At 57.6% G+C, this 15,373-nt stretch carries 18 protein-coding genes and 2 tRNA genes; 12 read left to right on the top strand and 8 right to left on the bottom strand.

The features are described from left to right. Positions 1-18: 18 nt before the first annotated feature. Positions 19-1,011, bottom strand: a complete 993-nt coding sequence (gene ubiA / locus AKU79_RS14490) for a 4-hydroxybenzoate octaprenyltransferase (protein ID WP_050524303.1) — start codon at positions 1,009-1,011, stop codon at positions 19-21. 11 nt (positions 1,012-1,022) lie between these two features. Between ubiA and AKU79_RS14485 the strand changes: the two genes are divergently transcribed. From AKU79_RS14485 to AKU79_RS14475, 3 genes are read left to right on the top strand one after another with little or no spacing between them, the layout of a single operon-like run. Then, positions 1,023-1,751 (top strand): 16S rRNA (uracil(1498)-N(3))-methyltransferase, encoded by a 729-nt coding sequence (locus tag AKU79_RS14485; RefSeq protein ID WP_050524302.1) that lies wholly within the window; start codon positions 1,023-1,025, stop codon positions 1,749-1,751. Then, positions 1,748-2,296 carry a hypothetical protein gene (locus AKU79_RS14480; protein ID WP_050524301.1) on the top strand — a complete coding sequence of 183 codons (549 nt, stop codon included), beginning with the start codon at positions 1,748-1,750 and terminating at the stop codon, positions 2,294-2,296. The genes AKU79_RS14485 and AKU79_RS14480 overlap by 4 nt, the downstream gene beginning before the upstream one ends. A gap of 60 nt (positions 2,297-2,356) precedes the next feature. Next, positions 2,357-3,703 carry a glutamate--cysteine ligase gene (locus tag AKU79_RS14475; RefSeq protein ID WP_050524300.1) on the top strand — a complete coding sequence of 449 codons (1,347 nt, stop codon included), beginning with the start codon at positions 2,357-2,359 and terminating at the stop codon, positions 3,701-3,703. A 20-nt stretch (positions 3,704-3,723) separates the two neighbouring features. On the opposite strand, the gene AKU79_RS14470 is transcribed toward AKU79_RS14475, so the two are convergent. The 4 genes from AKU79_RS14470 to rimO all read right to left on the bottom strand — a co-directional run bounded on the left by AKU79_RS14470 (position 3,724) and on the right by rimO (position 6,294). Further along, complete coding sequence (locus AKU79_RS14470; RefSeq protein ID WP_050524299.1) at positions 3,724-3,966, bottom strand: CDGSH iron-sulfur domain-containing protein; 243 nt, start codon at positions 3,964-3,966, stop codon at positions 3,724-3,726. 58 nt (positions 3,967-4,024) lie between these two features. Then, on the bottom strand, positions 4,025-4,213 hold the full coding sequence (locus AKU79_RS14465) for a hypothetical protein (protein ID WP_050524298.1): 189 nt from the start codon (positions 4,211-4,213) through the stop codon (positions 4,025-4,027). Between the two features lie 97 nt (positions 4,214-4,310). Next, complete coding sequence (locus AKU79_RS14460) at positions 4,311-4,901, bottom strand: hypothetical protein (protein WP_050524297.1); 591 nt, start codon at positions 4,899-4,901, stop codon at positions 4,311-4,313. A 22-nt stretch (positions 4,902-4,923) separates the two neighbouring features. Beyond that, positions 4,924-6,294, bottom strand: a complete 1,371-nt coding sequence (gene rimO, locus AKU79_RS14455) for a 30S ribosomal protein S12 methylthiotransferase RimO (protein ID WP_050524296.1) — start codon at positions 6,292-6,294, stop codon at positions 4,924-4,926. A 356-nt stretch (positions 6,295-6,650) separates the two neighbouring features. Here rimO and AKU79_RS14445 point away from each other — a divergent pair, with 356 nt between their 5' ends. The 3 genes from AKU79_RS14445 to AKU79_RS14435 all read left to right on the top strand — a co-directional run bounded on the left by AKU79_RS14445 (position 6,651) and on the right by AKU79_RS14435 (position 8,996). After that, positions 6,651-7,238, top strand: a complete 588-nt coding sequence (locus tag AKU79_RS14445) for a heme NO-binding domain-containing protein (RefSeq protein ID WP_050524294.1) — start codon at positions 6,651-6,653, stop codon at positions 7,236-7,238. 15 nt (positions 7,239-7,253) lie between these two features. Beyond that, positions 7,254-8,270, top strand: a complete 1,017-nt coding sequence (locus AKU79_RS14440) for a GGDEF domain-containing protein (protein ID WP_050524293.1) — start codon at positions 7,254-7,256, stop codon at positions 8,268-8,270. A gap of 285 nt (positions 8,271-8,555) precedes the next feature. After that, positions 8,556-8,996, top strand: coding sequence for a hypothetical protein (locus AKU79_RS14435; RefSeq protein WP_050524292.1), 441 nt, complete (start codon positions 8,556-8,558; stop codon positions 8,994-8,996). A gap of 94 nt (positions 8,997-9,090) precedes the next feature. On the opposite strand, the gene AKU79_RS14430 is transcribed toward AKU79_RS14435, so the two are convergent. Further along, complete coding sequence (locus tag AKU79_RS14430) at positions 9,091-9,297, bottom strand: cold-shock protein (RefSeq protein ID WP_050524291.1); 207 nt, start codon at positions 9,295-9,297, stop codon at positions 9,091-9,093. A 244-nt stretch (positions 9,298-9,541) separates the two neighbouring features. Here AKU79_RS14430 and AKU79_RS14425 point away from each other — a divergent pair, with 244 nt between their 5' ends. Both AKU79_RS14425 and AKU79_RS14420 read left to right on the top strand, forming a co-directional pair. Next, positions 9,542-9,859 (top strand): antibiotic biosynthesis monooxygenase family protein, encoded by a 318-nt coding sequence (locus AKU79_RS14425; protein WP_050524290.1) that lies wholly within the window; start codon positions 9,542-9,544, stop codon positions 9,857-9,859. 85 nt (positions 9,860-9,944) lie between these two features. Beyond that, positions 9,945-10,205 (top strand): GlsB/YeaQ/YmgE family stress response membrane protein, encoded by a 261-nt coding sequence (locus AKU79_RS14420; RefSeq protein ID WP_050524289.1) that lies wholly within the window; start codon positions 9,945-9,947, stop codon positions 10,203-10,205. Positions 10,206-10,221: 16 nt separating this feature from the next. Here AKU79_RS14420 and uvrB read toward each other — a convergent pair whose 3' ends face one another. Further along, positions 10,222-12,405, bottom strand: coding sequence for an excinuclease ABC subunit UvrB (gene uvrB, locus AKU79_RS14415; RefSeq protein WP_050524288.1), 2,184 nt, complete (start codon positions 12,403-12,405; stop codon positions 10,222-10,224). Positions 12,406-12,738: 333 nt separating this feature from the next. Between uvrB and AKU79_RS14410 the strand changes: the two genes are divergently transcribed. From AKU79_RS14410 to AKU79_RS14395, 4 genes are all read left to right on the top strand, one after another. Beyond that, entirely contained in the window at positions 12,739-13,050 is a 312-nt protein-coding gene (locus AKU79_RS14410) for an ETC complex I subunit (protein WP_050524287.1), read from the top strand. A 164-nt stretch (positions 13,051-13,214) separates the two neighbouring features. Beyond that, positions 13,215-14,141, top strand: a complete 927-nt coding sequence (locus AKU79_RS14405; protein WP_050524401.1) for an MYG1 family protein — start codon at positions 13,215-13,217, stop codon at positions 14,139-14,141. 120 nt (positions 14,142-14,261) lie between these two features. Then, positions 14,262-14,759 carry a GNAT family N-acetyltransferase gene (locus AKU79_RS14400; protein WP_050524286.1) on the top strand — a complete coding sequence of 166 codons (498 nt, stop codon included), beginning with the start codon at positions 14,262-14,264 and terminating at the stop codon, positions 14,757-14,759. A gap of 170 nt (positions 14,760-14,929) precedes the next feature. Beyond that, positions 14,930-15,007, top strand: a tRNA-Arg gene (locus tag AKU79_RS14395). Between the two features lie 239 nt (positions 15,008-15,246). Here AKU79_RS14395 and AKU79_RS14390 read toward each other — a convergent pair. Next, positions 15,247-15,323, bottom strand: a tRNA-Met gene (locus AKU79_RS14390). Between the last annotated feature and the right edge of the window lie 50 nt (positions 15,324-15,373).

The following is a 15,373-nucleotide window of genomic DNA, read 5'->3' as shown; positions in this document are numbered from 1 at the left end:
TTGAGACGAGAGGAGCAATCAAAGCAATGCGGCACCGGCAAGAAATAGCGCAGGGATAAGCCCCGCATCGCGGTTTGCGCGAAACAGCAGCAGGCATTTGGCCGGGTCGGTCGTATCCAACCTCGCCAATTGCCATGCCATATGCCAGCCAAAACCCCAAACCCCGGCCAAAGCGGCAATAAGTTTCGGCAATCCGGGGTCTTGCGGCAGCAAGGCCAACAGCACGGCGGCGGTCATCAACAGCACCGCAACCACCAAAAACCCGCGCAGCCATGCTTTGCTATGCGTGTCACCAAACAGCCGCGCCGTTGATTTTACGCCAATCAGCGCGTCATCTTCTTTGTCTTGATGGGCATAGATCGTGTCATAGAACAGCGTCCAGGCAATGCCCGACAGCCATAGCAGCACGGCAGGCACCGCAAGCGCGCCGCTATGCGCCGTCCACGCGACCAAGGCGCCCCAGTTGAACGCAAGACCCAAAAACACTTGCGGCCACCACGTAAAGCGCTTGGCAAAGGGATAAATCACAACCAACGCCAACGACGCGATGCCAAGACCAATCGTCGCCGCGTTATAGGAAAACAGAATCAGCCCTGCGATGGCGGCTTGCAGCCCCATCCAGACTGCCGCTTGCCTTACCGTCACTTGCCCCGAGGGAATCGGCCGGCTTTTGGTGCGGGCAACGGCGGCGTCAAACTCGCGGTCGGTGATGTCGTTCCAAGTGCAGCCCGCACCCCGCATCAGAAAGGCGCCGATGGTACAGCCCAAGGCGATCCACAGATCCCAAACGCGAAAGCCAGCAATATCGGCTGCGGCGGCAAGGGCTACGCCCCAAAAGCAGGGAATCAGCAACAGCCAGGTGCCGATGGGCCTGTCGGCGCGGCTTAGTCGCAGGTAGGGGCGGGTCGGCGCGGGGGCAAACCGGTCTACCCAATTGCCCGCCGGGGCATCGGCAACCGCCTGGCCAAAAGGTTCCGGCTTTGGCTCTGGTATTTGGCCGGATGCGGTCATAAATTGCCCCTATGGGAAATGCAAAAATCAGACTCTTTGTAGATCAGCCAGTCGGGCAGGGGCAAGTGATTGCCTTGAACGAGGGGCAGGCGAACTATTTGTTCAACGTGATGCGGCTGGGCGTTGGGGCGTCGGTTCTGGTCTTTGACGGCGAGAATGGCGAATGGCGGGCCGAAGTGGCCGAGGCAGGCAAGCGCAAGGGCCTTTTGGTTTGCATGGACCAAACCGCGCCGCTGCGTATGCCCCCCGATCTGTGGCTGCTGTTTGCCCCGATCAAAAAGGCCCGCACCGATTTCATCGTCGAAAAGGCGACCGAGCTGGGGGCCGCGCGCGTCATGCCGGTGCAAACGCGGTTCACCAATGCCGACCGCATTCGGGTGGACAAGCTGCGCGCCCATGCCATTGAGGCCGCCGAGCAATGCGGTGGCACCTTTGTGCCGGTGGTCGATGATGTGCAACCTCTGGCCAAGGTTCTGGCCGCGTGGCCGGCAGACCGGCAGATCTTGTGGTGCAATGAGCATCTGGCCGGTGTGGCGCAGGCCTTGCCCAAAGGCGGCGCGGCGGGACCTTGGGCGGTGCTGATCGGCCCCGAAGGCGGGTTTTCCGAAGAAGAACAGGCACAGTTGGCCGCGATGCCGCAGGTCGTTCAGGCCAGCCTTGGCCCCCGCATCTTGCGGGCCGATACGGCCGCTGTGGCCGCGCTGACGCTATGGCAGGCGCAATTAGGCGATTGGGCATGAGCCTGATCCGCCCCGAGGCGCGTGACCAGCTGTGGCGGCTGCGCGAAGTGTTTGCAGCAGGCGGTTTGGCGGCTGCGGGCCTTTGGGTCATGGCGCTTGGCGGCTATGTTCTGGTGCCGGTTGGCGGGGCGATTGTCGCTTTGGCGGCGGGTCTTGGTGTGCTTGCATGGCGGCGCAAGCGCTTTGCCCAAACCGGCGAGGCCCCCGGAGTGGTTGAATTTGACGAAGGTCAGGTCAGCTATTTCGGCCCCAACAGTGGCGGCGCTGTGGCCCTGCGCGAACTGGTCGAGCTGCGCCTGCTGATGGTTGGCGGGCAGCGGGTGTGGCGGCTAAAGCAGCAAGACGGGCAGGCCTTGCTGATCCCTGTGGCGGCACTTGGCGCCGAGCGCCTGTTCGATGCCTTTGCCTCATTGCCGGGCATGGATACCGCAGCGCTTGTCGCAGCGGTGGATAGACCGACCACGGTTTCAACCGCGCGGGTCGTGGCGATCGGGCATGACAGTCGCGTGATCTGGCGGCATCCTGCGCGTGCGGTCTTGACTTGACCGCCGCAAAACGACAGGTCTGTCCACTGAGTTTTACAAAGCGAGATCGGAGCCCTGCCCATGTCTATTCCCCAATCCGGTGGTGGCCCGATTGAAAGTTTTGACCAGCTTGCCGCCTATATGGAAAGCGGCTGCAAACCAAAATCTGAATGGCGCATTGGCACCGAGCATGAAAAATTCGGCTTTCTAACCGATACGCATGCGCCTTTGCCCTATGACGGGCCCGCCTCGGTGCGCAAGATGCTCGAAGGCATCCGCGACCGCTTTGGCTGGGAACCAGTTGAAGAGCAGGGCCATCTGATCGGCCTTCAGCGCAACGGTGCCAATATCAGCCTTGAACCCGGCGGCCAGTTCGAGCTTTCTGGCGCGCCGCTGGCGACGATTGGCGATGTCGCGGACGAGCTTGACCAGCATCTGGACGAAGTGCGCCAAATCGCCGATCCGATGGGCGTGGGCTTTCTGGGCGTAGGCGCTGCCCCCGAATGGACGCATGACCAGATGGACCGGATGCCCAAGGGCCGCTACCGCCTGATGACCGATTACATGGGCCATGTGGGCACGCATGGCACGCAGATGATGTACCGCACCAGCACGGTGCAAGTGAACCTCGACTTCGCGTCCGAGGGCGACATGGTGAAAAAGATGCGCGTGGCGCTGGCCTTGCAGCCGGTGGCAACGGCGCTGTTTGCGTCCTCGCCGTTCTTTGAAGGCAAGCCGAACGGCCATAAATCCTGGCGGTCGCGCATCTGGCGCGGGCTTGACGGGTCGCGCACGGGCATGTTGCCGTTTATGTTCGAAGAAGGGGCCGGCTTTCAGCGCTATGTCGATTGGGTGCTGGATGTGCCGATGTATTTTGTCTACCGCGATGGCAAATATATCAATGCCTTGGGCCAATCCTTCCGCGATTTCCTAAAGGGCGAACTGCCTGCTTTGCCCGGCGAAAAGCCGACGCTTTCCGACTGGGCCGACCACATGACAACCGTGTTCCCCGAAGCGCGGGTGAAGAAATATATCGAAATGCGCGGCGCCGATATGGGCAGCCGTGACTACACGGTCGCCTTGCCCGCGTTCTGGGTGGGCCTGATGTACGATTCTGCGGCACTCGATGCCGCTTGGGATTTGGTCAAAGGCTTTGACGCCGATACCCGCGAAGGCTTGCGCGTTGCGGCCTCGGTCAAAGGGCTAGAGGCCGAAGCCGAAGGCGTGAAACTGGCCGATCTGGCGCGCGCTGCTGTTGCGCTGTCGCAAGCAGGGCTTGCCGCGCGCGGGCATGGTGAAGAGGCCTATCTTGCGCCCATCGTGGACAGTTTGAAAACCGGCATCACGCAGGCTGACCGCTATTTGTCGCTGTATCACGGCGAATGGGGCGGCGAACTGGCACCGATTTACACGGTCGGCCGACTGTAATCGGCTAGCGGTAATTCAGGTCAAAGCGCCTTGTGTGAGCCATCACAGAGCGGCGCTTTGCCCGTATGCTTGCAACCACAGAAAAACACCTTTTTGCTGGCTGGGGCCGTGTATTTCACTGGCGAGAATTCAGACCCCTTGTGCGACCCGTCACAAAACGGCTGCTTGGCCGACTTTCCGCAAGCGCACCAAAAGTAGGATTTGCCTTCCTCTACCTCAACCGGAAAGGGGGCTTTTTGTGCGATTTTCGGGGTGTCGGCCATTATTGGGGCATCCTGTTTTTTGGACTTTCGCCAACGGTATAGCCCAAGCGTTGTATGGTCAAAGGTTTGTTTGTGGGGCATCCAACTGCGGCGATGCAGAACTGTCCCAGACCAGTTTGCGGTGATCAAATCCGCCGCGTATCGTCGGCTTAACCACCTCAAAATATGGCGAAAGGTCAAAATTACGCGGCGCATAAAGTGAGTAATCGCGGATGTGAAAGATCTGTTCGCGGGCGTAGTCGCCCATCTTTCCGATTAGCGAGAAATTGCGTAAATCGCTTTAGTGGTCGTTGCAAAATAACTTAGCAAGTCTTCAATTGAGGGGACTAGAAACAAAAAAAGAGTTACAAAAATACAGTACCGTCAATTGTCACGAGTGCTGGGTATACCTCCGCCTCGATGATTGCCTTGACGATACCCTTGTGGAAATCCTCTTGAGTTGCCGACCATAGTACCTCCTGACGAACTGAAAATTCGGTTATCTGGTCGTCATCTGCCATGAGGCAATAGAGTGGGGCTTCTTTGTACTGGCTCTTTAGAAAATCGCTCATCTCCTGTTCGCTTGCAGGGATATGCAGCCCATCGACAAGAGTTTTAACGCGATTGTCTAGGTCGCCGGATGTCATGAGGGTAAACTGGTTTTGGGCAGCGAGAAGCGTAATCTTTAGCCTGCATTTCAGGTTAAGTTTTTTGAAGGCAAGCGGGACAAAACGCACACCATACTTCAAATGCTCGTTGGCTAGGGCTTGGGAAAGCGAGAGACCTTCATAGTCGGTTGGCAGCCAGTATTCTGGGTTCTTCCAATCACGCAGAAATTCCGTGCCCTGCCAGAAGTTGGAAAGCTGAGGGGAAAGTGCATGCCTGATCGCGCCTTTTTCGTCTGTACCTGCGCTGTTTCCCTTGAGCGGGCCTTCGTAGATAAGGGTGAGTTTCATTTATCTGACCTCATATCCGCCCTCAAACCAACCGCCCCCACAAATCATACTCTCCCGCTTCTTCAACCGTCACCGCGACGATATCCCCCGGCGCAAGCCCTTCAAAACCCTCGTCGATAAACAGGTTGCCGTCAATTTCGGGGGCGTCGGCCTTGGTGCGGCAGGTGGCGCCTTCGGCATCAACCTCGTCCACGATCACCTGAATGGTTTGGCCGACTTTGGCCGCCAGCTTGGCCTCGGAAATTGCTTGCGCTTTTTCCATAAAACGGTCCCAGCGGTCTTGCTTTACCTCATCCGGCACATGGTCGGGCAGGGCGTTGCTGCGCGCCCCCGCGACGTTTTCGTATTGGAAGCAACCCACGCGGTCCAGCTGCGCCTCATCCATCCAATCCAGCAGGGTTTGGAACTCGGCCTCGGTCTCGCCGGGATAGCCGACGATAAAGGTGCTGCGCAGGGTAATATCGGGGCAGGTGGCACGCCACGCGGCAATTTCATCCAGCGTTTTGGCGGCGGCGGCAGGGCGGGCCATGCGGCGCAGCACATCGGGGTGGGCGTGCTGGAACGGAATGTCCAGATAGGGCAAAATCAGCCCCTCGGCCATCAGCGGAATCAGGTCGCGCACATGCGGGTAGGGATAGACGTAATGCAGCCGCACCCAAGCGCCAAGCGAGCCCAGATCACGCGCCAGATCGGTGATATGCGCGCGATGATTTTTGTCGATTGCATGTTTAATATCAACGCCGTAAGCGCTGGTATCTTGCGAAATCACCAAAAGTTCGCGCACACCTGCATCCACCAGCTTTTCCGCCTCGCGCAGCACGGCATGGGCCGGGCGTGATTGCAGGCGTCCGCGCATATCGGGGATAATGCAGAACTTGCACTTGTGATTGCAGCCCTCGGAAATCTTTAGATAGCTGTAGTGGCGCGGCGTCAGGGTCACGCCACTGGCTGGCAAAAGGTCGATAAACGGATCAGGCGAGGGCGGCACGGCCAGATGCACGGCGTCCAAAACCTGCTCGTATTGATGCGGGCCGGTGACGGCCAAAATCTTGGGGTGATGCTCGCGAATATAATCCGGCTCGGCGCCCAGACAGCCGGTCACGATCACCTTGCCGTTTTCCTTTAGCGCCTCGCCAATCGCATCAAGGCTTTCGGCTTTGGCACTGTCAAGAAACCCGCAGGTGTTCACAATAACCGCATCTGCGCCGGAATAGTCGGGTGAAATGGCATAGCCTTCGGCCCGCAGGCGCGTCAGGATGCGCTCGCTGTCAACCAGCGCTTTGGGGCAGCCAAGGCTGACCATACCGATCATAGGCTGACCATCACGGCGGGGTTCGGAAATCCGAACTTTGGGGGCGAGATCAGGGCGAAGGTTTGGCGGATTTTGCGTCATGCGCAGGGTATATCTGGGAATTTGATCCGAGGGAAGAGGGGCGCGCGCCAAGCTAATTCACTGATATTTATACAGTTTACACGAAACCATGCAGAATCTGCTGCGCGAAAATGCGGGCCTGGGGCAAAACAGACCAAATCAGGAAAAATTGACGCAAAAGCAAAACCCGTAGCGCGAGCCGCAATATAGGTTCACGGCGCTGCAGGTGAAGCGTTGTGAAAACAAGAGCTTGCACAAAACGCAGCAGATTGCTGCCCGCCAATTTGCAGCCGTTTTTAGATAAATGCCACTATCGGCGTGGGCTGAAAATTAAGGGTTCTCCTTTAGCTTTGGCGCTGAATGAGGGAATCCAAAGAATGCATGGTCTGATTAACCGAGCAATCCAATGTTACGTGCGGGATATGCATGGCGAAACTGCATGGGCGCAAATTTCGCGCCAGTCGGGCATCGGCCTTGACGGGTTTGAGGCCATGCAAACCTATGACCGTGCCATGACAGAAAGCCTGCTTGCGGCCAGCGTGCGTGTTTTGATGCGCCCACGGGAAACCATTTTGGAAGATTTGGGAACGTTTCTGGTTTCGAACCACAGTTCGGATGCCTTGCGCCGCTTGCTGCGCTTTGGCGGTGTCACCTTCAAAGATTTTCTGCATACGTTAGAGGATACGCCGGGGCGCGGAAAGTTGGCCTTGCCCGATCTTGATTTGCCGGTGATGGATCTGTATGAAATAAACCCAAGTATTTATATGCTACAATGCCGCTTTCCGCTTGAAGGGGCGGGCCATGTGATTGTCGGTCTGCTGCGTGCGATGGCAGATGATTATGGGGCTTTGGCCCTTCTCGACCACGATGGTTACAGCCTCGACGGCGAAATGGTTCTTATTCAACTGCTTGAAGTTTCGTATGCACAGGGGCGCAGCTTTGATTTGGCGGCCCGGGCCGATTGAAAAGGTGAATAATTGATGACCAAAGGTCCAATGCAGATAGACAGGCAGGCGCTGAACTGCGTGATGCCTATGCATCTTTGGGTTTCTGGCCGGGGTGTCATTGAATCGGCCGGCAGTACCTTGCGCAAGGTTTTTGGCGCGGTGCAGCTTGAAGGCGCCAGTTTTTTTGATCTGTTCGAAGTGCGTCGTCCGGGGGGCGTCCTGACCTTGGCTGATATGCGTCGGCATGATGGCGAGCGTTTGCAGATCATCCCGAAAGAGGTGGGTGATGTTCAAGGGTTGCGGGGCATTGCGGTCTGCCTTCCGGCGAATGAGGGTGTGCTGGTCAACCTGTCTTTTGGAATCGATGTCATCAAGGCTGTGGCCACCCATCATCTGACGGATGCCGATTTTGCGGCCACTGATCTTGCGATGGAACTGCTCTATCTGGTTGAGGCAAAAACCGCCGTAACCGATGAGCTGCGGCAAATGAACCTGCGGCTTCAAGGCGCGCGGGATGCCGCAGAAGAGCAAGCCTTGACCGACACACTGACGGGCCTGCGCAACCGCCGGGCGTTGGATGTTGCGATGTCGATGATGATTGATCGCAAGGTGCCCTTTGGCCTGATGCATATCGACTTGGATTATTTCAAAGCCGTAAATGATACTTTGGGCCATGCGGCGGGTGACTTTGTGTTGCAGGTGGTTGCAAAAGTGTTGCTATCGCAAACGCGGGCGGGTGACACCGTCGCGCGCGTTGGCGGGGATGAATTCGTCGTCGTTTTCAAAGATTTAACAGATCCGGACAAGCTGTTTAATATCGCCAAGCGGGTCGTTGAAAAACTGACCGAGCCCAGTGATTTTCAGGGGCAGGTTTGCCGGATTTCGGCAAGTATCGGCATTACAATCTCAACCGATTACGCCCAGCCCAGTGCCGACAAGATGCTGAGCGATGCGGATGAGGCGCTCTATGCGTCCAAAAATGCCGGGCGCGGGCAAGCAAAGCTTTTCGGCAATGTCGCCCCTCCCGATCTGCCCGAAAAACGCGTTTAGGCCTTGCGCCGTAAATGCCGCTTTTGCGCTGCCAAGGTTCTGACAGCGATCGCTAGAATTGTCCGGAAATAGCCGTCAAACAATCGCCATTCCCGATGGCACGTAACCTTTCGCACAAGCTTTTCATGCAAACTCGAATCAGACCGGCACAATGGCCGACCGTGTGACGTGCAGCTGAAAATTCACTCCGGCTGCCACTCCGACAAAAGCACTGAAAGGGTCAACCTGACGTTTGTCGGGGTTCGAAACCATGTCCAAATTTGCGCCACATCTCAGGGGATCGCCATGCAGTTTTCATACCAGCACCAAACAGAGGTTTCGGGCCATATCGGCTGGGGCGTACGTGTATTGCTTTTGGCCGCCGAAGGGGCCGATGCCCATGACCGGATTGTTATGGCCATCACAGCGCTCGGCGGTGTGATTGATATGGAAACAGATGGTTTTGCAGCCCTTGAAACATTAAGCACGGATCGCACCGGTTTTGGCTTGTTTGTCATCGATTGCGACCCGTTTGGTGGGCTAGAGGCTGGGCACAAACTGGTTTCGCTGATGCATATGGGCGGCGTTTCAATGCCGGTCATCCTCGTTTCAACCGCATGCCCCGCGCCAGAGTTTCCGGCCGACATCAACGCGCCCATTGTGCTTCGTGCGCCTTTATCGGCGATGGCATTGCGTGTCGGGTTCGAACATGCAACCCGCGGCCGTTTGGTGTTCCACGTTGCCTGAGCGATGCAGCGCCACCAAGCCAAAATGCAAAAAGGGCGGGCACATCAGGCCCGCCCTTTTGTATTTCAAGAACCTGACAAATCAGGCAGCTGGCTTATGCAAGCGCAAGGTTTGTCGCAGATTCGCGACCGTCACGGCCAGCTTCGATGTCGAAGGTGACTGCTTGGCCGTCAGCCAAAGTGCGCAGGCCAGCGCGTTCCAGTGCAGTGATGTGCACGAACACGTCTTTGCTGCTGCCTTCGGGCGCGATAAAGCCGAAGCCTTTTGTTTCGTTAAACCATTTCACGGTGCCCTTGGCCATCGTGAGATCTCCTGTCTTAGTTCCGCCCACACCATGCGGCGGCTCGGCACGTCAGCCAGTAATCGAGTTGCTGTGGCCGTAAGGCGGTAGACAGTGGTCGATAGAGATAACGTCGCTTTCACTACATAAGGGCAGTTATGTCAAAAAGCAAGGGATTGTGGCGGCTTGGGCAAGGCAGGGCCATAATTCGCTTGCGCGGTCCCGTGGCGTTTGTACCATGAAGGCGCAAAGGGAGGGCCGTTCGATGCCAGAGATTAGCAAAGACTTTACAGGGCAAACCGTACTCACCACGTTCGAGATGACGCCGGGGACCGCCGCCGATCTGATGGAGGCGTTGCAATCGGCCTATGCCGAGTTTATCCGCCACCAGCCGGGTTTCTTGGGGGCGGGTCTGCACATGAATGACGCGCAAACCCGCATTGCCAATTATTCCAAGTGGCAAAAGCGCGAGGATTTTCAGGCGATGCTGCGCACACCCGAAATGCGAGAGCGCAACCGCGTGATTTCCGGCCTGTGCAGCCGCTTTGAGCCGGTGATGTATGAGGTGGTCGAAGCGTTCTAAACCCTTACACCCAAGCAGGTTTTCGCCTGTCAAAATGGTCTGACCTGATTTATGACGTTGAAACCCATGCTTTTGGAGAGATGAAATGGCGGCGAATAGTTTGATAGTATTGCTGATCGTTGGCGGCATTGCCGGTTGGTTGGCCGGTCTTTTGGTCAAAGGGTATGGCCTTGGCCTGCTGGGCAATATTGTTGTCGGCATCCTTGGCGCGCTGGTCGCCGGCTGGATGTTCCCGATGCTTGGGCTAGAGCTTGGCCTTGGTCACGGCATTTTGGCCTCTATCGCCCATGCTACGATTGGGGCGGTGGTTGTGCTGTTCTTGATCCGTCTGATCAAGCGGGCCTGAGCGCGGAGCGGGGGGCCTAGCGGCGCCCCGGCCGCGACTTGCCGCCACGCATTCCCGCGCGTCCGGCTGTTGAGCGGCCAGCCATTTTTTGCGCGTCCTCGACAGCCTCTTCGACCACCGATTGTCGCGCAAGCGGGTCGTCGGCGATGGCGAGTTCTACGGCCTCCAGCCGTTTCACCTCATCGCGCAGGCGGGCGGCTTCCTCAAACTCCAGGTTTTCGGCGGCTTTGCGCATTTGCACCCGCAGCCCGTCCAGATGCGCCGCAAGGTTGCTGCCAACCATCGGTTTGTCGACTTTTGCAGTGATCCGGGATTGATCGGTATCGCCTTGCCACAGCCCTGCCAGCACATCTTCGACGTTCTTTTTCACGGTCGTCGGCGTGATTCCGTGCAGCTCGTTATAGGCCACCTGCTTGGCGCGGCGGCGATCGGTTTCGCCCATCGCGCGTTCCATGCTGCCGGTGATCTTGTCGGCATACATAATCACGCGGCCTTCGGAATTTCGCGCCGCCCGCCCGATGGTCTGGATCAGCGAGGTTTCCGACCGCAAAAAGCCTTCCTTGTCAGCATCCAAAATCGCCACAAGACCGCATTCGGGAATATCCAATCCTTCGCGCAGCAGGTTGATGCCAACCAGCACATCAAACGCCCCCAACCGCAAATCGCGCAAGATTTCAATGCGTTCGATGGTGTCGATGTCCGAGTGCATATAGCGGATGCGGATGCCCTGTTCGTGGAAATACTCGGTCAGATCCTCGGCCATGCGCTTGGTCAGCACCGTCACCAGCACCCGCAAACCGGCCTGCGCCACGCGGCGAATTTCGTCCAGCAGGTCATCCACCTGCGCCTCAACCGGCCGGATTTCGACCTTGGGGTCGATCAGCCCGGTAGGGCGAATGACCTGCTCGGTGAACACACCGCCGGCTTGCTCCAGCTCCCATTTCGATGGTGTGGCCGACACAAAGATGCTCTGCGGCCGCATCGCGTCCCATTCCTCAAATTTTAGCGGCCGGTTATCCATGCAGGACGGCAAGCGAAAGCCATGCTCGGCCAGCGTGAATTTGCGCCGATAGTCGCCTTTGTACATGCCGCCGATTTGCGGCACCGAAACATGGGATTCATCCGCAAAAACAATGGCATTGTCGGGGATAAATTCAAACAGCGTCGGTGGCGGCTCGCCCGGCGCGCGGCCAGTCAGATAGCGCGAATAGTTCTCTACCCCGTTGCAAACGCCTGTCGCCTCCAGCATCTCAAGGTCAAACGAGCAGCGTTGTTCCAACCGCTGCGCCTCAAGCAGCTTGCCCTCGGCGGTCAGCTGGTCCAACCGCATCCGCAGCTCTTTTTTGATGCCGATGATGGCTTGGTTCATCGTCGGGCGCGGCGTTACATAGTGGCTGTTGGCATAGACCCTGATCTGGTCAAAACTATCGGTTTTCGCACCCGTCAGCGGGTCAAATTCGATAATCGCCTCAAGCTCCTCGCCGAAAAACGAAAACCGCCAGGCGCGGTCTTCAAGGTGGGCAGGCCAGATTTCAAGCGAATCGCCGCGCACGCGGAAACACCCGCGCTGAAACGCTTGGTCGTTGCGGCGGTATTGTTGCGCCACCAACTCGGCAATCACCTGCCGTTGATCATAACTCTGGCCAGTAATCAGATCTTGGGTCATCGCCGAATAGGTTTCAACCGAGCCGATACCGTAAATGCATGACACCGAAGCAATGATAATCACATCATCGCGTTCCAGCAGCGCCCGCGTGGCCGAGTGGCGCATCCGGTCGATCTGTTCGTTGATCTGGCTTTCCTTTTCGATAAAGGTATCAGACCGCGCGACATAGGCCTCGGGCTGGTAATAATCATAGTAGGAAACGAAATATTCCACCGCGTTTTCGGGAAAGAAGCCTTTGAATTCGCCGTATAATTGCGCGGCAAGCGTCTTGTTTGGCGCAAGGATGATCGCAGGGCGCTGGGTTTCCTCAATCACCTTGGCCATGGTGAAGGTTTTGCCTGTACCCGTCGCCCCCAGCAGCACTTGGTCATGCTCACCCGCCAGAATGCCGCCTGCTAACTCTTTGATCGCATTGGGTTGATCGCCCGCCGGTTGGAACGGCGTTGACAGTATAAACCGCTTGCCGCCTTCCAGTTTGGGGCGGGTCAGAACCTCGGGGCGGGGGGCAGGGGCGTTGGTATTATTGTGCGGCATGCTGATTCCTTAGGGTCCCCTAAGGATGGTCTGTTTTTGTTCTTGTTCAAGGGGGGATTCAGCAGTTGTTAATCAAGGTTGCAATCGGGTTAGAGAATAGAGTTCAATTTTAAGGGATATTTGAAACGACTTTGCATCTTTTGATTGAAATTTGGAAAATCCTGGTGCAAGTTGCAATAGCAAGCAGCAAAGTCTGTCGACCGATCGCACCACACACCCCACCCACACTCCCAGCGATTGGTCGGCAGCACCTTTGAAAACTGGCAAAGCGCTTGCAACACCCCCTGTTTTTCCGCCATATGGCAGCACGCAAATTCCAAGGAGCCAGAGTCTATGCGCGCACGTATCTATCAGCCAGCCCGCAACGCCATGCAATCCGGCACTGCCAAGACCAAAACCTGGGTGCTAGAATTCGTGCCGGCCTCGGCCCGTTCGGTTGATCCGTTGATGGGGTGGACGTCAAGCGATGATATGAATTCGCAAGTAAAGCTGCGGTTTGACAGCCGTGAGGCGGCCGAAACCTATGCAAATGCGCATGGCATTGAATTTGCGGTATCCGAGGCCAAGACCCGCAAAGCCAATATTCGCCCTGGCGGCTATGGCGACAACTTCGCCACCAACCGGCGCGGGGTCTGGACGCACTAAGCCTGAAAATTCGGGTTGCGCTGCAGCGCGGATGATGCCGGATCAATTCTGGCTTTGCCCTTCTGCGCCCCCTGATTTGGGCATGGTCCCGATCTTCATTCACAACCACCTAAGGGGCGGCCTCATCGGCTGCCCAAATTAATTCAGCCCTGCCGGAGCCTATGATGACCATCACCCACCTCGTTACCCATTCCGGCGGCTTTCACGCGGATGAGCTGTTGTCCTCGGTCATCCTGACACGGCTTTTCCCCGATGCCGCGCTAACCCGCACCCGCGACAAGGCATGGATCACCCCTGCCGCCGACCGCATCATCTATGACGTGGGCGGTGATTTTAACGCCGAAGCGCAGATTTTCGACCACCACCAGCGCCCGAACCCGCTGCGGAGTGATGGCCATCCTTACAGCTCTTTCGGGCTGGTCTGGGCGCAATATGGCCGCGATTACCTGCGTGCAATGGATGTGCCAGATCACGATATCGACGCGATCTGGGGCTCATTCGATCGCGGTTTCGTGCTGCCGGTTGATCTTGTCGATAACGGCGCTGTCAACACATCCGAGGCAGGGCCGCTGTTTGCGGGCCTCACGCTGCCCGCGCTGCTGGAAAGCCTGAAAACCGTGTTTGACGACACTGCCGAAGGCGCAGATGACCGCGCCTTTATGGCCGCCTTGCCCGTTGCCCGCGCCTTTGTTGAGGCGCAGATCAGGCGCAAGGCTGCGAAACTCCGCGCCGAAACCATGGTTATGGCCGCGATCACCGCTGCCGGCGATGGCCGTGTGCTCGATTTGCCGATGGGCATGCCGTTTCGCGCAGGCGTTGAAAAGGCCGGTGCCGACCATCTGCTCTTTGCTGTCCACCCGCGCGGTGATGATTGGACGCTGTCCACCATCCGCGTCGGCGATGACACATTCGACAACCGCGCCGATCTGCCCGCAGCATGGGCCGGCCTGACCGATGCCGCCTTGGAAACCGCCAGCGGTGTTGTCGGCGCCAAGTTCTGCCATAACGGCCGGTTCATCGCGGTGGCGGCCTCGCGTGAGGCCGTTTTGCAAATGGCCGATCTGGCCGTGGCCGAGGCGTTGGCCGAATAGTTTAGCCACCATAGGCCAAGGCATCGGTGCATCACTGTTGCAATCGTCACGCATTCGCGGCATCTTGCCCTTATTCGTGCTGTCGGTGGCAACGGCCCAGCTGTAACCGACTGTTACAGAATGTATTTTTACTTTCCCGAGGTTAGTTTGACCAATTCTTCAATCGCCATCGCCCAAGAAAGCCCATTGGGCGCAGACTTGCGCTTGCTGATGGAGCGTCACACCGCCGATATGCATGCCGACACGCCCCCTGAAAGCATCCATATGATGGATGCAGCGCAACTGGCCGTGCCCGAGGTTTCGTTTTTCGTGATGCGTGATACCGGCGTTCCTGTCGGCATGGGCGCATTCAAACTGATTGAGGCGGGCCATGCCGAAATCAAGTCGATGCATGTGCTGGCCGAGGTTCGCGGTCGTGGCCTGTCAAAACAGATGCTAACCCATCTGCTGGATGAGGCGCGGGCAGCAGGGTTGCAGCGCCTCAGCCTTGAAACTGGCATCCAGCCCACGTTCAAAGCCGCCCGCGCGCTTTATGCCAAGGCGGGTTTTGAGGAATGCGAACCGTTCATCGGCTATAAACCCGACCCGAACAGCATTTTCATGACGCGGCACTTTTAGCCTCTTGCACCTTAACCTACAGTCCGCATCGGGCGGGGGGCGCATGGAATTGGCCGCCCGAAACGCGCCAATCCGTCTAATCCGCTGATAAGCCTGCCAACAAATGCTTGCCATTGCATGGCGTTACCAAGTTGACATTCCAAAGCGTTAGAGACAAAAGTGGCAGCAACGGGCCGTTAGCTCAGCTGGATTAGAGCAGCCCACTTCTAATGGGCAGGTCGGGGGTTCGAGTCCTCCACGGCTCGCCACATTTTCTCGCAGCCCGATTTTCAGACCGATGTTTCGCACATCACGATGAAGCCGGTTCAGTGCGAATATTCCAAAGATTTTGCCCGACGGTTTGCAATGCAGTGCTTTGCCATTTGCTTGGCGCCGTGGCGGATTTTTCTGCCTACGGAATTTTCTGTGTTTGACTGCGCTGGCCCGCAACCTCGCCCCGCAAAACGGGCCCGCTAGCAGGGGCTGAACCGTTATTTCGGGGGGGAAGTGGTGGCGAGAGAGAGACTTGAACTCTCGACCCCACGATTATGAGTCGTGTGCTCTGACCAACTGAGCTACCTCGCCACTTGTTGCGGCTGATTACGGGGGGCGTCGCCTGACGTCAAGAGGGAAAT

Origin of the sequence: Pseudorhodobacter wandonensis (assembly GCF_001202035.1) — a bacterium.
In the GTDB taxonomy this organism is placed as follows: domain Bacteria; phylum Pseudomonadota; class Alphaproteobacteria; order Rhodobacterales; family Rhodobacteraceae; genus Pseudorhodobacter; species Pseudorhodobacter wandonensis.
Note: the sequence above shows the minus strand (reverse complement) of the source record. Positions and strands in the feature narration are given on the sequence as shown.

Bases quoted from the DNA above. Each gene is read 5' to 3' on its own strand.
- ubiA (WP_050524303.1), bottom strand. From the start codon at position 1,011: ATGACCGCATCCGGCCAAATACCAGAGCCAAAGCCGGAACCTTTTGGC.
- AKU79_RS14485 (WP_050524302.1), top strand. From the start codon at position 1,023: ATGGGAAATGCAAAAATCAGACTCTTTGTAGATCAGCCAGTCGGGCAG.
- AKU79_RS14480 (WP_050524301.1), top strand. From the start codon at position 1,748: ATGAGCCTGATCCGCCCCGAGGCGCGTGACCAGCTGTGGCGGCTGCGC.
- AKU79_RS14475 (WP_050524300.1), top strand. From the start codon at position 2,357: ATGTCTATTCCCCAATCCGGTGGTGGCCCGATTGAAAGTTTTGACCAG.
- AKU79_RS14470 (WP_050524299.1), bottom strand. From the start codon at position 3,966: ATGGCCGACACCCCGAAAATCGCACAAAAAGCCCCCTTTCCGGTTGAG.
- AKU79_RS14465 (WP_050524298.1), bottom strand. From the start codon at position 4,213: ATGGGCGACTACGCCCGCGAACAGATCTTTCACATCCGCGATTACTCA.
- AKU79_RS14460 (WP_050524297.1), bottom strand. From the start codon at position 4,901: ATGAAACTCACCCTTATCTACGAAGGCCCGCTCAAGGGAAACAGCGCA.
- rimO (WP_050524296.1), bottom strand. From the start codon at position 6,294: ATGACGCAAAATCCGCCAAACCTTCGCCCTGATCTCGCCCCCAAAGTT.
- AKU79_RS14445 (WP_050524294.1), top strand. From the start codon at position 6,651: ATGCATGGTCTGATTAACCGAGCAATCCAATGTTACGTGCGGGATATG.
- AKU79_RS14440 (WP_050524293.1), top strand. From the start codon at position 7,254: ATGACCAAAGGTCCAATGCAGATAGACAGGCAGGCGCTGAACTGCGTG.
- AKU79_RS14435 (WP_050524292.1), top strand. From the start codon at position 8,556: ATGCAGTTTTCATACCAGCACCAAACAGAGGTTTCGGGCCATATCGGC.
- AKU79_RS14430 (WP_050524291.1), bottom strand. From the start codon at position 9,297: ATGGCCAAGGGCACCGTGAAATGGTTTAACGAAACAAAAGGCTTCGGC.
- AKU79_RS14425 (WP_050524290.1), top strand. From the start codon at position 9,542: ATGCCAGAGATTAGCAAAGACTTTACAGGGCAAACCGTACTCACCACG.
- AKU79_RS14420 (WP_050524289.1), top strand. From the start codon at position 9,945: ATGGCGGCGAATAGTTTGATAGTATTGCTGATCGTTGGCGGCATTGCC.
- uvrB (WP_050524288.1), bottom strand. From the start codon at position 12,405: ATGCCGCACAATAATACCAACGCCCCTGCCCCCCGCCCCGAGGTTCTG.
- AKU79_RS14410 (WP_050524287.1), top strand. From the start codon at position 12,739: ATGCGCGCACGTATCTATCAGCCAGCCCGCAACGCCATGCAATCCGGC.
- AKU79_RS14405 (WP_050524401.1), top strand. From the start codon at position 13,215: ATGACCATCACCCACCTCGTTACCCATTCCGGCGGCTTTCACGCGGAT.
- AKU79_RS14400 (WP_050524286.1), top strand. From the start codon at position 14,262: ATGTATTTTTACTTTCCCGAGGTTAGTTTGACCAATTCTTCAATCGCC.